The sequence below is a fragment of the Mesobacillus subterraneus genome, assembly GCF_000934845.1.
Taxonomy (GTDB): Bacteria; Bacillota; Bacilli; order Bacillales; family Cytobacillaceae; genus Mesobacillus; species Mesobacillus stamsii.
This window is the reverse complement of record NZ_JXIQ01000111.1, coordinates 1-14,454: the sequence shown is the minus strand read 5'-3', so window position 1 is coordinate 14,454 and position 14,454 is coordinate 1. Positions and strand designations below refer to the sequence as shown.

The window sequence follows — 14,454 nt, the reverse complement described above, 5'->3', positions numbered from 1 at the left end:
GTTTTTATTTTTGATATAGTGAAAATCAAAATAGATAGCAAATATAAAATTTATCAGCCATATCTTACAGCCTCTTGTTTGACAGTTTTGTTATTCCTCAGTCTTTATTATTTAGAAAATTCTTGTTGGTCACCAATCACGCTTATTGGTGACCTCTTTTTCTCTTTTTCAATATTTTGCTCGCTAATCTGTTTTTAATTGTTCAATCCAATCTGGCAATTGTTTATAAATAGCGACTATTTCATCTAGCTTCATTCTGACAAGGCCACTTGAGGATGGGGCGACGAAATCGATTGTTCCTGCAACAACAGATTCGTTCTGCTTTCCCCATGGTAAATCTTTCTTTCCGCTGTATTGCTGATAAACTCCTTTCCCAACAAAGCAGACAATTTTTGGACGGTATTCCTCGATTTTCTGTCGGAGTGCCAGCTTTCCCTCCTGGTATTCGTCTTTCGTAATTTCATCTGCTGCCTTGGTCGGTCTCGCCACGATATTTGTCATGCCGAATCCTAGTTCCAAAAGCTTGAAATCCTCTGAGGAATCATATTTGATAGGGGTAATTCCGGCTTCAAAAAGAATCTTCCAAAACCTGTTATTTGGATTGGCGTAATGATGCCCTGTTTCGGATGAGCGGATGCTTGGATTGAAACCGACAAAGACAATATCTAGATTTTTCTTTAAATGGTCTGATATTGGCTGCATAAGCTCTCCCCTCTTTCTCTCTATATCTCCCTGTACAACAAGGTCTAAAAATTCATAATTGGAACAGAAAATCATAGTACATCGTATCGGCATTCTCAAATGAATATGCATCTGCAACGTGATCTAACAGTTCGGCATCGATGCTGTCTTCAAGCGCGCTGATCCACATTTTGTAGCCATGTTGATCATAAACAGTGGAGAAGCCTGCACGTTCGAACATCTCTTTTTTCACCCATTCTATCACCCTTCCGCTCTCCCCTCCATTTTCCCATACTTTCACATCCCTTATACCATCTCAAGGATGGAAGGAAAAAAGAAAAGCCAGGGGTTTATACCTGACTTTCTATGACATTATTGTTTGCTTCTACAATGCGTTCTGGATGGGTATAAACATTCAGTGAACCATTTCTGATAAAACCTATTGTTGTTATTCCTAGTTCATCGGCTAGCTTAAGGGCAAGCTCGGTTGGAGCGGACTTCGATAATACGATCGGGCAACCGATCTTGGCAACTTTCAACAGAATCTCAGAGGAAATCCGGCCGCTGAAAACAATCACTTTATCCTGAATCGAAATATCATTCTTCAGGCAATGCCCAAAAATTTTATCGAGTGCATTGTGGCGTCCTATATCCATTCGTGACACGACTGGGCCAAACAGACTGCAAAGAGACGCGTTATGGACTCCTCCTGTATTTTGAAAAAGTTCCGCGGATTCTTGCATTTCCTCCATAAGCCTGAAGCAATCCTCAACTTCGAGCTCCGTCCTTACCCCGTGAAGTTTTTTTGCTATCATAGCATCTGTCGCAAATACAAATCCAGATCTGCTTGCTCCACAGCATGATGTTAAATAACGTTTCCCCTGTAGATCCTTATAAATAGAATTGGATCGAGAAGTTTTTACATGAACAAATCCCTCTTTTTCCTGAATCCATAAATCTTCTATATCGGTATATTTTTTGATGATTCCTTCCGAAGCGAGATACCCTATGACCATTTCTTCGATATAATCTGGCGTGCAGACCATTGTCACGAGTTCTTCTCCATTCACTTTCACAGTGATAGTGAATTCTGTAACAATGCTGTCTTCCAGTCTTTCGGCTTGGCCATTCCCGAAACGAAGGATTTCCCTTTTCACTTCGACTGGTTTCACAACAACCATCCTCTCTATTTGAGTTTACCTTATCGTCCTTTACTTTTATCCCATTAAAAAATTTTCAAACTTGAAAAAGCAGGGAGCACTGATTTCAAATGAGATCAGGATGCCCCCTGCATTATCTTTTTTACCGATTCTCCAGCCTGCCATCCTTGCTCTGATGAAGATCCTGATTTTCCGGAAGCTGGGTCGTCCTTTCCAGCCCTTCCGTTTTTTCCCCCATGCCTTTGAGGAATTCAAAAAGCAGAGACAGAGCGCGATTGATTTCCGGATCCTTCAATGAACGGACGATGTCGAAGTAACCAAGCTTGTCATCATCACTATCCCTGTATTCTGCCACTCTGGCAACCCCGGAATTCAATTTCAACAATAGCGGCTCAAGCTGCTGGACATTGATGGTTCCGAGAACACCTACCATCAGCAATAAGTTTTTTAAGGTATTGGTAGCTTCAGCATTATCCGCTGCTTTAACTAGAACATTAAGGACTTTATCCCCTTCGCTGAACAATCCATCAAGAAGCGACAGAACGCCGCGCTCCTTCATATGCTTGATGATGTCTAGTGATTGTAATATGGATTCTTTGTTATCAATTAATGCCGTCTCGATTTCTTCCAGATCTAACTTTCTTTTCTGTTCCGCTGTCAACTCGATCCGGTTAATAGTTGTGATTGCTTTAGCCATGCTGTGCCCTCTCCTTTTTCACAAGATCCCCAGGGAAAATATAATCTGGACGAGCCCACTTTTTCTGGACTTGGACACCGATTTGCGGCTGTGGATTTCCGTACCTGAAGTTGGTCCTTGGCAATGGATTGACGCCTTCATATTGAAGAATTTCCATTTTCGCTTTCGTTTCCTTATAAGCAGGTGTGTCTGTGTCCTTATCTGCAAAGCTGCTTGTTAGGAGATTGATTGCCGCATCGCCCTGATCGTTCATTGGCAGATAGACTTCCTTTCCCTTAACTCTGTCTGTTACCACACATCTAACTTTGGCATTTCCATAGGGAGAGGTTAATCTGACTAAAGTTCCATCTTTCAAGCCTCTTTCTTCGGCAAGCTCAGGTGAGACTTCAAGGAATGTTTCTGGTGTTTTTGAAGAAATTCCTTTTGATTTATAAGTAAGATTTCCTTCATGGAAATGCTCCAACAAACGGCCATTATTGACATGAATGTCATATTGTTCACCAAACTGAATAGGAATGGACCATTTTACTGGGTATAGCCTTGCCTTTCCATCAGGAAACGGAAATCCATCCAAATAAAGAACGGGACTGTCAGTACCATCCGGTTGTACCGGCCATTGAAGGCTGTTGTATCCTTCCATACGTTCATAACTGACACCAGCGTAGATCGGCATTAGGCTTGCTGCTTCTGCCATAATTTCACTTGGGTGTTCATACGTCCACCCTGCACCGAGGCGGTTTGCCACTTCCATCAAAATCTGCCAATCTGGTTTTGACTCACCTGCTGGCTCAAACACCTGGTACAAGCGCTGAATTCTGCGCTCCGTATTCGTGAAGGTGCCTTCTTTTTCAAAACTAGGGCTTGCCGGCAGCACTACATCAGCGAATTGTGCTGTCTTTGTGAAAAAAACATCCTGGACAACAAAGAAATCTAGCTTTTCATAGCCTGCCTGGACATGATTAATGTTGGAGTCGACAAGTCCCATCTCTTCCCCTTTAACATAAAGCGCTTTGAGCGAACCATCATGCATGCCTTCTACCATTTCATGATTGTTAAAGCCTGGCTTTGCTGGTAGCACTGTGCCCCATGACTGTTCGAATTTTTGCCGCACTGCATCATCATATACCTTTTGATACCCTGGCAATGAATCTGGTGAACTGCCAAAATCGCCTGCACCCTGTACATTATTGTGCCCTCGAAGTGGGTACGCACCAGTGCCGGGGCGACCATAGTTTCCTGTGATCAACAATAAGTTGGAAATTGCAGTACTAGTATCACTTCCACCAAGATGCTGTGTAACTCCCATTGCCCATAGTGCACATACCCTTTTGGCATCATGAATGTTTTTAGCGATTTCAATGAGTGTATCTTTTGATAGTCCGGAAGTTTTTTCGGCATAATCAAGGGTAAAACCACCTAGGCTGTCAACGTACTCACCAAGACCCTTTACTTTATTTTCCAAAAACTCTTTATCAGCCCAGCCTTGATCAATAATATATTTCGTTACCGCCGAGATCCAAACTAAGTCGCTCCCTGCTTTTGGTCTAACGAACAGATCCGCACGGCTTGCCATTTCATGCTCACGAAGATCTGCTACAATCACTTTTTGCCCATTTAATTTTTGAGCACGTTTTACCCTTGTAGCTAGGACCGGATGTGCTTCAGCTGTATTCGATCCGATGATGATAACCAAATCAGCCATTGCGATATCTTCGAATGATCCTGCATCCCCTCCATACCCAACTGTTCTGAACAACCCTACTGTAGCAGGCGTCTGACAGTATCTGGAGCAATTGTCGATATTATTTGTACCGATTACCGATCTGGCAAGCTTTTGCATTAAATAAGACTCTTCGTTTGTGCATTTGGATGAACTAATGAAGCCTAGGGAATCAGGACCATATTCCTTTTTGATTTCAGTGAATTTCTTCGCCATCAGTTCCAATGCTTCCTCCCATTCAGCCTCCCGAAAACTGTCACCTTCCCGAATAAGCGGCTTCGTCAAACGTTCCTCGCTATTGACATAATCCCAGCCAAACTTCCCTTTTATACAAGTTGAAATGCCATTTGCAGGTGCTTCTGCGGGTGGTTCCACCTTCAGGATGTGCCGTCCTTTCGTCCATACGTCGAAACTGCAACCAACACCACAGTAGGTGCAAACAGTCTTGGTTTTCTTAATTCTTGAGTCCCTCATCTCCGATTCTATATCGGAAATAGTTAAAATTGAACCATATCCCGTTTCTACTCCTTTGGTAATCTCAATCATCGGACGTAGAGTTTCTTTTGCAATTCCTGTCAAGAAACCAGCTTCGCCTTCCATTCCTTTTTCCATCATCGCATTACAAGGACAAACTGTTGAACAATGTCCGCAAGATACACAGGATGATTCATTGATCGGAACACCATTGTCCCAAATAACTCTCGGACGATCACTGTCCCAGTCAATTCTCAAGGTTTCCGTTACCTGGACATCCTGGCATGCTTCGACACATCTTCCGCATAAAATACATTGATCCGGATCATAACGATAGAAAGGGTTGGATTCATCCTTTTCATATGGTTTCTGATCAAATGGAATACTCTGATGGTTGATTTTCATTTCTTTAACTGTGTTATGTACCTCACAAGTCCCATTATTGTAATCACAGACTGTACAGTACAGTTCATGGTTATGAAGGATGTTATCCATTGCGATCGTTTGTGCCTGCTTGACGTCAGGCGCAACTGTGTCAATGACATCCCCATCTTTTAGAACGGTTGAGCATGATCTAACCAATTGTCCATTTACTTCTACAATACAGGTATCGCATGTCTCGATCGGTCCAAGACTTGGATGAAAGCACACACTTGGTACCTCAATCGAGCTGTCTGAAAGGTATTGAAGAATTGTTTGATTTCCATCAGCCATCACTTCGGCTCCGTTGATTGTTACGTTCATTTTGCCAGACAAAGCTTCATCTTCCTTTCTGTATATAAATCACTCTTTTTTTTCCTACCCTTTTAGTAAGCATTCCTAACCAATTTTTTGTTGTTTTTTTAAAAGATTGTTGGAATTGGAATATTAATGATGAGAAAAATGGAGTTGTGTTTGCATGATTTTTATCAGAAAAGGGAAAAATCCAATGAGGAGGTTGATCCGAGTGAAAAAAGAGCAAAACAAAGACGATGCATCGGAGCAGGACCAGCAGCACAGCATGGTATGCAATGATCAATTATTTTTCCAGGAACTTAGAATTGCCGCTGAAGAGGCAGAACGTGATCATATTGAAGAGGTTGAGAATGAGTAGAAATATTTACAAAAAAAGAGAAAGGTCATTTGTAAAATGGCCTTTCTCTGTCACGATCAGTTAAGAAATCTGTCCCTTTGTGCAGCTTCTTCTTCTCGCTGAGCTTCACGGTCTTCATACCAAAATTTTATGTGGGTTAAAATGGAGAACACCAGAAAAAAATTCATTGTCCAGACACTAACAAACGGGGCAATCCCTCCAAAATCAATCGCTTCATATTTTTTCAGGCTCATAACAATATAGGACTCAATAAACACTAGGACAAATCCGGCTACGCCTGCAATCGACATCCGCATCATAATCAATAACCACCTTATCGTTTATTCAGATTATTTAAATAATACGATTAATTATTGATTGCTGCAACTGTTTTGTTCACTTTATTGTCACTTTTATTTATTGACAATTTGTCATATTAATTTATCGATTTAACCGCTTCTGTTTCAGCATGATTTCATATGATTTTTCGATAATATCTGATAAAACATCCCCTTTGTATATTCTGCCAATCTTCGTATGTTCTTGATAGTATTCTACGATTTCATCAAGCTTGTCCGAGGTTTCCCTAGTGACCCTGACGTTTAATTGAATCCTCTGAGTTTCATTCATTTGCCAAACTTCCCTTCAAAATTAAAACACTTATCTATCAGCTAGCAATTTGATAGTATATAGTTATATACTGCTATTGATTCTTAGTCACTGTTTATTTTAGCATATTCACATACTTACATATCATTTTATTTAATGATAATATAGAGAAACCCAGCACCTACTTAAAAGTGCTGGGTTTCTCTATGTCCTTATTTCTTTACCGTAACCATTGCCTCCCAATCGATTGTCCCGTTCTTAATTTGCTCTCGTTTTTCGTTATTCATAATATCTGCTGGTCTGCCGCCTTTTGGCCAGTCCTTTTCATGCCCTTTAAACTCTGGCCGATCATGGCTAAGGATATATGCAGCCACATCGATTGCCTGCTGATCCGTCAATGTTCCTCCCTGTCCCTTAGGCATATTTTTTTGAACATATCCTGCCATGTTCGTCAGTCTTGACATGCCCGCTCCATCATTAAAGGAATTTTCTCCCCATAGAGCCGGTCCCGTGTTAGGACCAGTACCTCCTCCATCTGCTGCATGACAGCTTGCACAGGATTGTGCATACACCTTTTCTCCATCCTCTATACTTGGAACTGGAAATTGTTTTTGCTCTTTGGCTGCTCTCCAGGGAATATCCGCCCCTGCTGGTATTCCTTCAGACAAATAATGCAAATAAGCAATCATTGCCCTCATTTCTTTACTGTCTTCAGGAATCATTTGGCCATTCATACTTCGGATCATACATCCGTTAATTCGATCCTCAAGTGTAAATACTTCTCCTTCACGAGGCCTATACTCTGGGTAAACAGCAGTTAAGCCGATCATAGGGGCACCATTTTGGACTGTGCCTCCATTTGCGTGACAGCTTGCACAGGATAAATTATTGCCTACATATTCATCGGCTATTGTATTCGTATCCATCATTAAATCATAACCATATTTTATGCTTTCACCTAGTGGCCCATCTGGAACATCCTCGATGCTTGGCGGATTAAACTCAATTGTATTGCTAGCCGTTCCTTCTGACTGCTGTGGCGCAGTCGTTGTTTCTGAGGCTCCAAGATCTTGACTGATTTTCCAGCCGATAAATAACGATCCTAAGATCAAAAATCCAATAATAATTGCGAGACCGTTCTTCATTTCTATTCCTCCCTATGTAGATTTTCCAATACAAAAATTCATTTTCCCTATACCCATTCTAGTGTAAAATACACTAGAATTTTTCTATTAAATGTGTAGAAACAGTGAAAACTTCGATGCCATACCCAAAAAGCATTGTGCCTTATTATTGCCTTTATGTATTTCAAAATGAATATTATCCTTTCTGGTGTATAAAAAATAGGAACTAGAAATCTCCAGTTCCTACTTCTCTTTCTCGTAAAAATAAAGGAACCACACTGCGTGGTTTTGCTCGTCATATGCTGCGCGCCTAAAAACTTCTTTAATGACGGAGTTTGTAGCTTTATTTGCGATATCATGGTAAAAATCAGTCGTCTCTTGTTCATCCTTAAAGGATGCTTCAAGTCCTTGAACATAAGAATTCTTACACTCTTCCATCATCTGCAACTGAGGCTGCTTTCCTGTTACTGCTGAATAAATTTGAGAGATTTGCTGCAAATGTCTTTTTTCATCATTTAATATTTCCTTGATTCGCTTTTTCTGTTCTGCACTTGGTGCCATTGCGGCTAGCTCTGCATAACATTTTGTTGCAGCGTATTCACCATTGATTGCTCTGGATAAGTTATTGATTAATTTTTGATTTTGCCTGTAGTAATTATAATAAGGATACATCTGGAATCCTCCCCAAAAGCATTTATACCAGTGTATGGAGAGGACGCTACTGATGTTCTTGTTTCAAGTTATTCAATCGAATTTCAAAAGGGGGTTTGACAATAAATCGTTCACCGTACGAAACGCTAAACGGAATGACTACCCCGTCTCCCTTTTTTCCATTCTGAACACCTGGTCCTGCTTTTTCTACTGTTCCCACTGGGTAAACAAAACAGCAGGAATGAAATCCTGCTGTTTTACCCGTTTGCTGAAATTTTTTGATCTTTATTCATTTGTTTTTCCCCCATCTTGTCTCTATGGTAAATCGCATTTATTTCACCACCTAGTACGAGTGCCAATCCTGTCAGAAACAACCAAAGCATTAACACGATCACTCCGCCAAGACTACCGTATGTTGCCGAGTAGTTTGAAAAATTGCTGACATAAAATGAAAATCCGAGAGAAATCAGCTGCCAAACAATAGTAGAAAAAATTGCTCCTGGCAATACATGCGTAAATGGATAATGCTTGTTTGGAGCAATTCGATACAATCCTGTCAGTACAATTACCATAACAGCAATCCCTGTAATCCACCTGATCACTTGGAAGATTATATCATATGGTTCCGGAATGGGAATGATCGTTTGGATCATATTTAATATGACATTCCCGAAAACCGGGAGCAATAACGCAACTACAAAAGCGAGGATTAACCCAAGTGTCAATAGAATCGAGACAAGCCTTGCCTTAAGGAAGGATCTCGTTTCCTTTATATCATAGGCAACATTTATCGCTTTCATAAATGCGTTCATCCCATTTGACGCAGACCAGATCGTACCGATGATCCCGAAAGTAAGCAGTCCGCCATTTCGTTCACTTACGAGCTTTACTACATTATCTCTTAATAATTGTGCGGATTCTTCTGGCAACATTTGATTGATTACATCGATTGCCTTTTGCTGGTCGATATTTAAGTAGGGAACGATGGCAATTAACAAAATCAGCAATGGAAACAAGGCAAGCATATAATAATATGCCTGTTGGGCAGCAAGACCGGTTACTCGATCTTTTTTCAGCTCGCCGAACAAACTTTTCCCATAACGTTTCATTTTCTCTTTCACTAAACGCACACCTCATTTCTCCATTTACAATATGCTTGTCTATTCCCCGACTTAAGCGATTTTAATCATCGTCGACAGCCAAAAAAAAGACCAGCTTGGTCTTTTTTTTGGCGTTCTCTACTTATCTTTTTCAACATACGGATCGTGTTCGTAAGCAGGTAGGTCTCCAAATGACGTCATGATATTTTCTTTGTCCAACTCCTCTTCGTATTTTTCGTGCTGTTTATTTGGATATATCTTTATTTCTTTTCCGGTGATATCATTGCCAACAAAGTTTTCAAAATCCTCGACATATCCAATGTTTTCTTCCGATTCAATATACATTTCATTATAATCTGCTTTCGGTTCAATGAAATCGGAGGGAGTTTCTGAAGTGCCCCAACTGGCTACTTCCTGCCACGAATCTTCTGCGTCAAACCCAACATTTTCCTCTTTATCATCTAAATCAAATTTCCCAAATGGCGGGATTAATACTCCTTCTTCAATCGGACGATTATGTGAAACGGTCCTGTCAAGTGTGTGTTCTATACAAAACCTCGTATCCGGCACTGCTTTTAACCGCTCAAAAGGAATGTCGTTTCCGCATGTTTCACACTTTCCATAACTTCCTGCCTCGATCGCCTGTAATGCTAAATTGATATTATTTAGCAGGTATTCCGCGTGATCGTTAAGTGCAATATCTTTCTCACGTTCAAATAACTCTGTTCCTTCATCACCTGGGTGGTTATCATAACTAGAAAGCTCTCCTGTTGATTCATGGGTATGGCCACTCCTTAAATCGAAATGGTCGTTGGCAGCTAGATGGCCTTCTAGCTCCTTTTTATTTTTAAGTAGTTCTGCTTGTAATTCCCTTACCTGCTCGTCTGGTAGCATATTTGCCGCCCCTTTCCTTGTCCCAGTTTTTATTAGCTTGCTGCATCTGCCTGTTTTCATGAACGGTAATTAGTGTTATCTTTCGCAAGTACCAATTAAAGGGGAAAACACATAAGATGTAAGAAACTTATTTTATGGAGTGATTATCCCATGCCTTTATTTGTCAATGATTTTGTCTCCCCACAAGTTTTCAGCAACCAACAAAAAGTTGAGGAACCTGAAAATCAGGCAAAATTTCACATAAATTACCTTCATGAAGTGTTAAATGAACAGGAAAAACTTAACAATGAGTTTTCTGGAAGTGTTATAAAATTTGAAAATACATTTCAAGAGAACAGACAGGAACAACTGCAACAGTTTAAGTCACTGTTTTCCACACTTGCAAAGCAGGAAACAATATCCGAGAAAGTGATCGAGAATATATACGAGCAAAAAGAATCGACTTCTGATCTGGACGAAAAATTAATGAAGTTAGAAAAAATGCATGAACAACTTTCAAAAACACTCTTAAGCGAGGAACTGACAAACCAGGCAATTTTGGACCAGCTGGCCTATCAGCAGTCGATGATCGTCGACTTAAACAGAAAACTGCTCGAATACGAGGATGTCACCAAGTCACTTTTTATTCAGGAGCAGAAGCAGGAACTACTACAAAATATGGTTAAAAATCATATGGACTTGCAAGGAGTTTACCATGAAACCGTTATGGAACAACTCTGTAAGCAGGATGCTGTCGGAGAAAGAATTTCAGATCAATTGAGTGAAATAAAAAACGTCCATTCAAATATGGCTAATGATTTCCTCGAAAAGCTTGAAAACCATTATTCCAAATGGACCAGTTTTCTTTTCAGCTTCATCCTACCAAACATCCGCCAACAGAAAAAAATAATAAAAAAAGAAAAGAGCCAGAAAGAGCATTGACTACGGTCAATGCTCTTTTATCCTAATCATTATTAATCGAGAATTGTCACCTTTACTTGCTTTCGGCCCCATTCGACTGCTCCGTCCTGCGAAGGTATAAATACATCTATGCGATTGCCTTTGATCGCTCCACCGGTATCTTCAGCTGTTGCGTAACCGTATCCTTCCACATAAACTTTTGAGCCAAGTGGAATCACAGAAGGATCAACAGCAATAACTTTCGCATCAGAATTTGCCTTCAGATTTACTCCAGTCTTGGTAATCCCTGAGCATCCGGGGCAATTTGCTGTATACGCAGTCGCCTCAACGGTTAATCGGTTCGTTGTAGCAGCAGGCTTTACTGCGGTTGTCGTTTTTTCAACAGGTGCTGACACCGGAGTTACTACTGGAGCAGCTGGTTGCTTTTTAGCAGAAGATTTCTCTGTCTTTATTTCAATTGGAATATCGGTATAAACTTCCAGCTTCATCCCAGGATAGATCAGGTCAGAAGATAATTTATTTGATTTTTTTAGTTCCTCAACAGTAACGTTATATGCTTTAGATAGTTTCCAAAGGGTATCCCCTTTTCGCACTTGCACGTATTTTATAGGGGAAACTTCTAATAAATCATTTGGGTGGATTACATTATTCGAAAGATTATTCCATTTCTTTAATAAATTTACTGACACGCCGTATTCCTTCGAAAGACCCCAAAGTGTATCCCCTTTATGTACGACGATCTCCTCTGCCTGTGCTTGTGTCCCGGCAGCCACAGAAATTGCCGCAGCTGCAACCAAAGATACTATTGATTTTTTCATTTGTTTGCCTCCCATCGGCTAATTTTTATCACGTGAATTATCGTACCATAGAATTTCAGGAGAAAAAGAACAACCACATATAAGTTTGATGACGAGAATAACAGTAATATAACGAGAACATGTCAAAAAGTCTGAATAGTTTGATTATTACTAACGTTTTCTGTTATATTTCTCCTTTTCATACTAAAATGTACAGAATTCACTGCTCCTTTTGGGAAAAATAGCATTAAAAAAGCAAAAATCCCTTAAATAAGGGATTTTTGTTTCATCAGGTAATGTTTTCGATTTTAACCGCACATGCTTTAAATTCTGCTGTTCCAGAGATTGGATCAAATTCATTCAAAGTTAGCACATTGGTAGGTACCTCCGACCAATGGAAGCTCATAAACACAAGTCCAGGGACTACTTGTTCCGTTATTTTCACTTTTACAACAAGTGTGCCTCTCCGAGAAGTTACTCGAACGAGTTGACCATCGACCATTGATAACCGCAAAGCGTCTTCAGGATGGAGATCCAATGTTTCTTCTGTTTGTTTTATTTTTACACCAGGTGCGTAATAACGAGTTTGGGTATTGGTATTATACGACTCATAACGTCTGCCTGTTGTCAGTGTAAAAGGATAGTCTTCATCTGGGGTTTCCAGCGGCGGCGTGAAGTCAACAGGAACAAAACTTGAGCGTTCGCTGTTGTCTGTTCCAGCATAAAATCGCTCATGCATGATTTTCGTACCAGGATGATTTTCATTAGGGCATGGATAATGTACCCCATATTCCTCTTCCAAACGTTCGTAGGAAATTCCGCCGTACATCTCCCATGCAAGTTCTCTTACTTCATTCCAAATCTCTTTACTGGAATGATAACTCATTTGATAGCCCATCTTCGTAGACAGTTCTGATAATATCTCCCAATCTTCTTTTACACCAGACTGTGCCTTAACTGCTGTTCGGACCCGCTGGATTCTGCGGTCCGTATTTGTATAAGTTCCATCAACCTCTCCCCATGATTTCGCAGGGAGCACCACATCAGCCATTTCAGCCGTTTCGGTCAGGAAAATATCCTGGACAATAAGTAAATCGAGTTTTTCTAATAATCTCCTTGTATGATTCATGTGGACATCTGCTACCAATGGATTCTCACCAATGCAGTATAAAGCTTTAACCTCTCCAGTTTCCATTTTATCCAATGCCCTTGTTTGGGTATCACCAATTTTTTGGCTGATTTCTGTTTCCCACGCTGCCTCAAATCGTGCCCGGTATTCCTGATCCAGCAAACTGACTGCACCTGGAAGCTGATTAGGCAGGCACCCCATATCACCTGCACCCTGGACATTATTTTGTCCGCGAAGAGGCATGATACCTGCTCCTTTCTTCCCAATATGTCCTGTCAACAATGCCAGATTTGCGATATCAAATACATTGTTTACACCACAGTGGTGCTCGGTGATCCCAAGTGTATAGGCAATCATCGAACGATTTGACACAGCATACAGACGTGCCACTTCGATGATGTCTTCTGCCTTTAATCCCGTGATTTCTGCTGCATATTCAGGGGTATACCTATTGACTTTTTCCAGCAGAGCATCAAACTCTTCCGTGTTCTTACCGATGAAATCCGGGTCGAATAAATTTTCAGTTATGATAATCCGGATCAGCGCATTGATTAAGGCAATGTCTGTACCAACCTTAATTTGTAAATGTTTATGTGCGGATTTGACCATATCAATTCTTCTAGGATCAATAACCACGATTTTAAGTCCATTTTTGGCGGCCTTCTTCATTTTATTCCCAATGATTGGATGAGCTTCAGTCGTATTTGAACCCATTAGCAATAAAACCTCAGCCTCATCGATATCTTCTAAAGTATTGGTAGGGAAACCACTGCCAAAAACAGTCGCCAGACCGGCGACACTTGGAGCGTGTCAGGTTCGGTTACAGCCATCAATATTATTGCTGCCGATAGCTGTTCTCATGAATTTTTGGGTAACATAATTAGATTCGTTAGTAGTCCTTGCACAAGCAAACATAGAGATGGCTTCTGGGCCAAATCGATCTTTAATCGACGTTAAATGGCTAGCGATATACTCATATGCTTCTTCCCATGTTACCTTAACAAGCTCGCCTGCTTTTCGAATCAACGGTGTATCCAATCTTTTAGGTGAATGAACATATTGATAGGCAAAAGCCCCTTTCACACAAGTTTGCCCTTTGTTAACAGGCGCCTCTTTATCTCCTCTGATTTTAACAATCTTATTATCTTCCACCTCCAAAATCAGTCCACAACCTGTACCGCAATAACCACAAACGGTTTTAACCTGACTAATCGATGACATACTTTCCCCTCCGTTATGTTTTTTATACAAACCATTACTTTCATATTAGTCTAAATCTTTGTAACGATGTGATAAAGGAAAGAGATTTTTTTGTCATTTTCCCAACAATTTCTCGAAAATGCGCTAGAAATTTCACAACTCTTTAAGTAAAAAAGGGCAAAAACCGCCCGGTCCTTTTTGGTTTGGCTGATAATCGTTTTCCACTCCAGAAACTCGCTTTCCGCG

15 protein-coding genes and 1 pseudogene are annotated in these 14,454 nt (G+C 40.5%); 2 read left to right on the top strand and 14 right to left on the bottom strand.

The features are described from left to right. Positions 1–183 precede the first annotated feature (183 nt). From mug to fdhF (UB32_RS14280), 5 genes are all read right to left on the bottom strand, one after another. Positions 184–702: a G/U mismatch-specific DNA glycosylase gene (gene mug, locus UB32_RS14300; protein ID WP_044394741.1), complete on the bottom strand. Its 519-nt coding sequence runs from the start codon at positions 700–702 to the stop codon at positions 184–186. 52 nt (positions 703–754) lie between these two features. Next, positions 755–982 (bottom strand): hypothetical protein, encoded by a 228-nt coding sequence (locus UB32_RS14295; protein ID WP_044394739.1) that lies wholly within the window; start codon positions 980–982, stop codon positions 755–757. A gap of 49 nt (positions 983–1,031) precedes the next feature. Next, positions 1,032–1,853, bottom strand: a complete 822-nt coding sequence (gene fdhD / locus UB32_RS14290; protein WP_044394737.1) for a formate dehydrogenase accessory sulfurtransferase FdhD — start codon at positions 1,851–1,853, stop codon at positions 1,032–1,034. Positions 1,854–1,983: 130 nt separating this feature from the next. Further along, on the bottom strand, positions 1,984–2,538 hold the full coding sequence (locus UB32_RS14285; protein WP_044394735.1) for a DUF1641 domain-containing protein: 555 nt from the start codon (positions 2,536–2,538) through the stop codon (positions 1,984–1,986). Next, entirely contained in the window at positions 2,531–5,476 is a 2,946-nt protein-coding gene (fdhF, locus tag UB32_RS14280) for a formate dehydrogenase subunit alpha (RefSeq protein ID WP_431305974.1), read from the bottom strand. Before fdhF (UB32_RS14280) ends, UB32_RS14285 begins: the two co-directional genes overlap by 8 nt. Before the next feature lie 202 nt (positions 5,477–5,678). On the opposite strand from fdhF (UB32_RS14280), the gene UB32_RS20060 reads away from it, so the two are divergent. Then, entirely contained in the window at positions 5,679–5,825 is a 147-nt protein-coding gene (locus UB32_RS20060) for a hypothetical protein (RefSeq protein WP_157841632.1), read from the top strand. A gap of 56 nt (positions 5,826–5,881) precedes the next feature. Here UB32_RS20060 and UB32_RS14270 read toward each other — a convergent pair whose 3' ends face one another. The 6 genes from UB32_RS14270 to UB32_RS14245 all read right to left on the bottom strand — a co-directional run bounded on the left by UB32_RS14270 (position 5,882) and on the right by UB32_RS14245 (position 10,182). Continuing rightward, entirely contained in the window at positions 5,882–6,124 is a 243-nt protein-coding gene (locus UB32_RS14270) for a hypothetical protein (RefSeq protein WP_044394728.1), read from the bottom strand. A gap of 121 nt (positions 6,125–6,245) precedes the next feature. After that, positions 6,246–6,434, bottom strand: a complete 189-nt coding sequence (locus UB32_RS14265) for a hypothetical protein (RefSeq protein WP_044394726.1) — start codon at positions 6,432–6,434, stop codon at positions 6,246–6,248. 191 nt (positions 6,435–6,625) lie between these two features. Further along, entirely contained in the window at positions 6,626–7,558 is a 933-nt protein-coding gene (locus tag UB32_RS14260; protein WP_044394724.1) for a c-type cytochrome, read from the bottom strand. Positions 7,559–7,780: 222 nt separating this feature from the next. Further along, entirely contained in the window at positions 7,781–8,209 is a 429-nt protein-coding gene (locus UB32_RS14255; protein WP_044394721.1) for a ferritin-like domain-containing protein, read from the bottom strand. Positions 8,210–8,445: 236 nt separating this feature from the next. Beyond that, positions 8,446–9,297: a YihY/virulence factor BrkB family protein gene (locus tag UB32_RS14250; RefSeq protein WP_044394797.1), complete on the bottom strand. Its 852-nt coding sequence runs from the start codon at positions 9,295–9,297 to the stop codon at positions 8,446–8,448. A 129-nt stretch (positions 9,298–9,426) separates the two neighbouring features. Next, on the bottom strand, positions 9,427–10,182 hold the full coding sequence (locus UB32_RS14245; protein ID WP_044394719.1) for a TraR/DksA C4-type zinc finger protein: 756 nt from the start codon (positions 10,180–10,182) through the stop codon (positions 9,427–9,429). Positions 10,183–10,332: 150 nt separating this feature from the next. Here UB32_RS14245 and UB32_RS14240 point away from each other — a divergent pair, with 150 nt between their 5' ends. Next, positions 10,333–11,103 carry a hypothetical protein gene (locus tag UB32_RS14240; protein ID WP_044394717.1) on the top strand — a complete coding sequence of 257 codons (771 nt, stop codon included), beginning with the start codon at positions 10,333–10,335 and terminating at the stop codon, positions 11,101–11,103. A gap of 32 nt (positions 11,104–11,135) precedes the next feature. On the opposite strand, the gene UB32_RS14235 is transcribed toward UB32_RS14240, so the two are convergent. From UB32_RS14235 to UB32_RS20790, 3 genes and pseudogenes are all read right to left on the bottom strand, one after another. Then, a complete protein-coding gene (locus UB32_RS14235; RefSeq protein ID WP_044394715.1) occupies positions 11,136–11,900 on the bottom strand; it encodes a LysM peptidoglycan-binding and 3D domain-containing protein in 765 nt (254 codons plus the stop codon). Between the two features lie 268 nt (positions 11,901–12,168). Further along, positions 12,169–14,091 (bottom strand): formate dehydrogenase subunit alpha, encoded by a 1,923-nt coding sequence (fdhF, locus tag UB32_RS20795; RefSeq protein ID WP_347230919.1) that lies wholly within the window; start codon positions 14,089–14,091, stop codon positions 12,169–12,171. Then, a pseudogene (locus UB32_RS20790) lies at positions 14,068–14,229 on the bottom strand (hypothetical protein); the annotation flags it as partial. The gene fdhF (UB32_RS20795) and the pseudogene UB32_RS20790, both read right to left, overlap by 24 nt. Positions 14,230–14,454: the final 225 nt, after the last annotated feature.

What these genes read in the sequence shown, in the direction of transcription:
- UB32_RS14260 (WP_044394724.1), bottom strand. Translation starts at nt 7,558, where the DNA reads ATGAAGAACGGTCTCGCAATTATTATTGGATTTTTGATCTTAGGATCG.
- UB32_RS14235 (WP_044394715.1), bottom strand. Translation starts at nt 11,900, where the DNA reads ATGAAAAAATCAATAGTATCTTTGGTTGCAGCTGCGGCAATTTCTGTG.
- UB32_RS14250 (WP_044394797.1), bottom strand. Translation starts at nt 9,297, where the DNA reads ATGAAACGTTATGGGAAAAGTTTGTTCGGCGAGCTGAAAAAAGATCGA.
- UB32_RS14240 (WP_044394717.1), top strand. Translation starts at nt 10,333, where the DNA reads ATGCCTTTATTTGTCAATGATTTTGTCTCCCCACAAGTTTTCAGCAAC.
- UB32_RS14270 (WP_044394728.1), bottom strand. Translation starts at nt 6,124, where the DNA reads ATGATGCGGATGTCGATTGCAGGCGTAGCCGGATTTGTCCTAGTGTTT.
- UB32_RS14265 (WP_044394726.1), bottom strand. Translation starts at nt 6,434, where the DNA reads ATGAATGAAACTCAGAGGATTCAATTAAACGTCAGGGTCACTAGGGAA.
- mug (WP_044394741.1), bottom strand. Translation starts at nt 702, where the DNA reads ATGCAGCCAATATCAGACCATTTAAAGAAAAATCTAGATATTGTCTTT.
- UB32_RS14285 (WP_044394735.1), bottom strand. Translation starts at nt 2,538, where the DNA reads ATGGCTAAAGCAATCACAACTATTAACCGGATCGAGTTGACAGCGGAA.
- UB32_RS14245 (WP_044394719.1), bottom strand. Translation starts at nt 10,182, where the DNA reads ATGCTACCAGACGAGCAGGTAAGGGAATTACAAGCAGAACTACTTAAA.
- fdhF (WP_431305974.1), bottom strand. Translation starts at nt 5,476, where the DNA reads ATGAACGTAACAATCAACGGAGCCGAAGTGATGGCTGATGGAAATCAA.
- UB32_RS14255 (WP_044394721.1), bottom strand. Translation starts at nt 8,209, where the DNA reads ATGTATCCTTATTATAATTACTACAGGCAAAATCAAAAATTAATCAAT.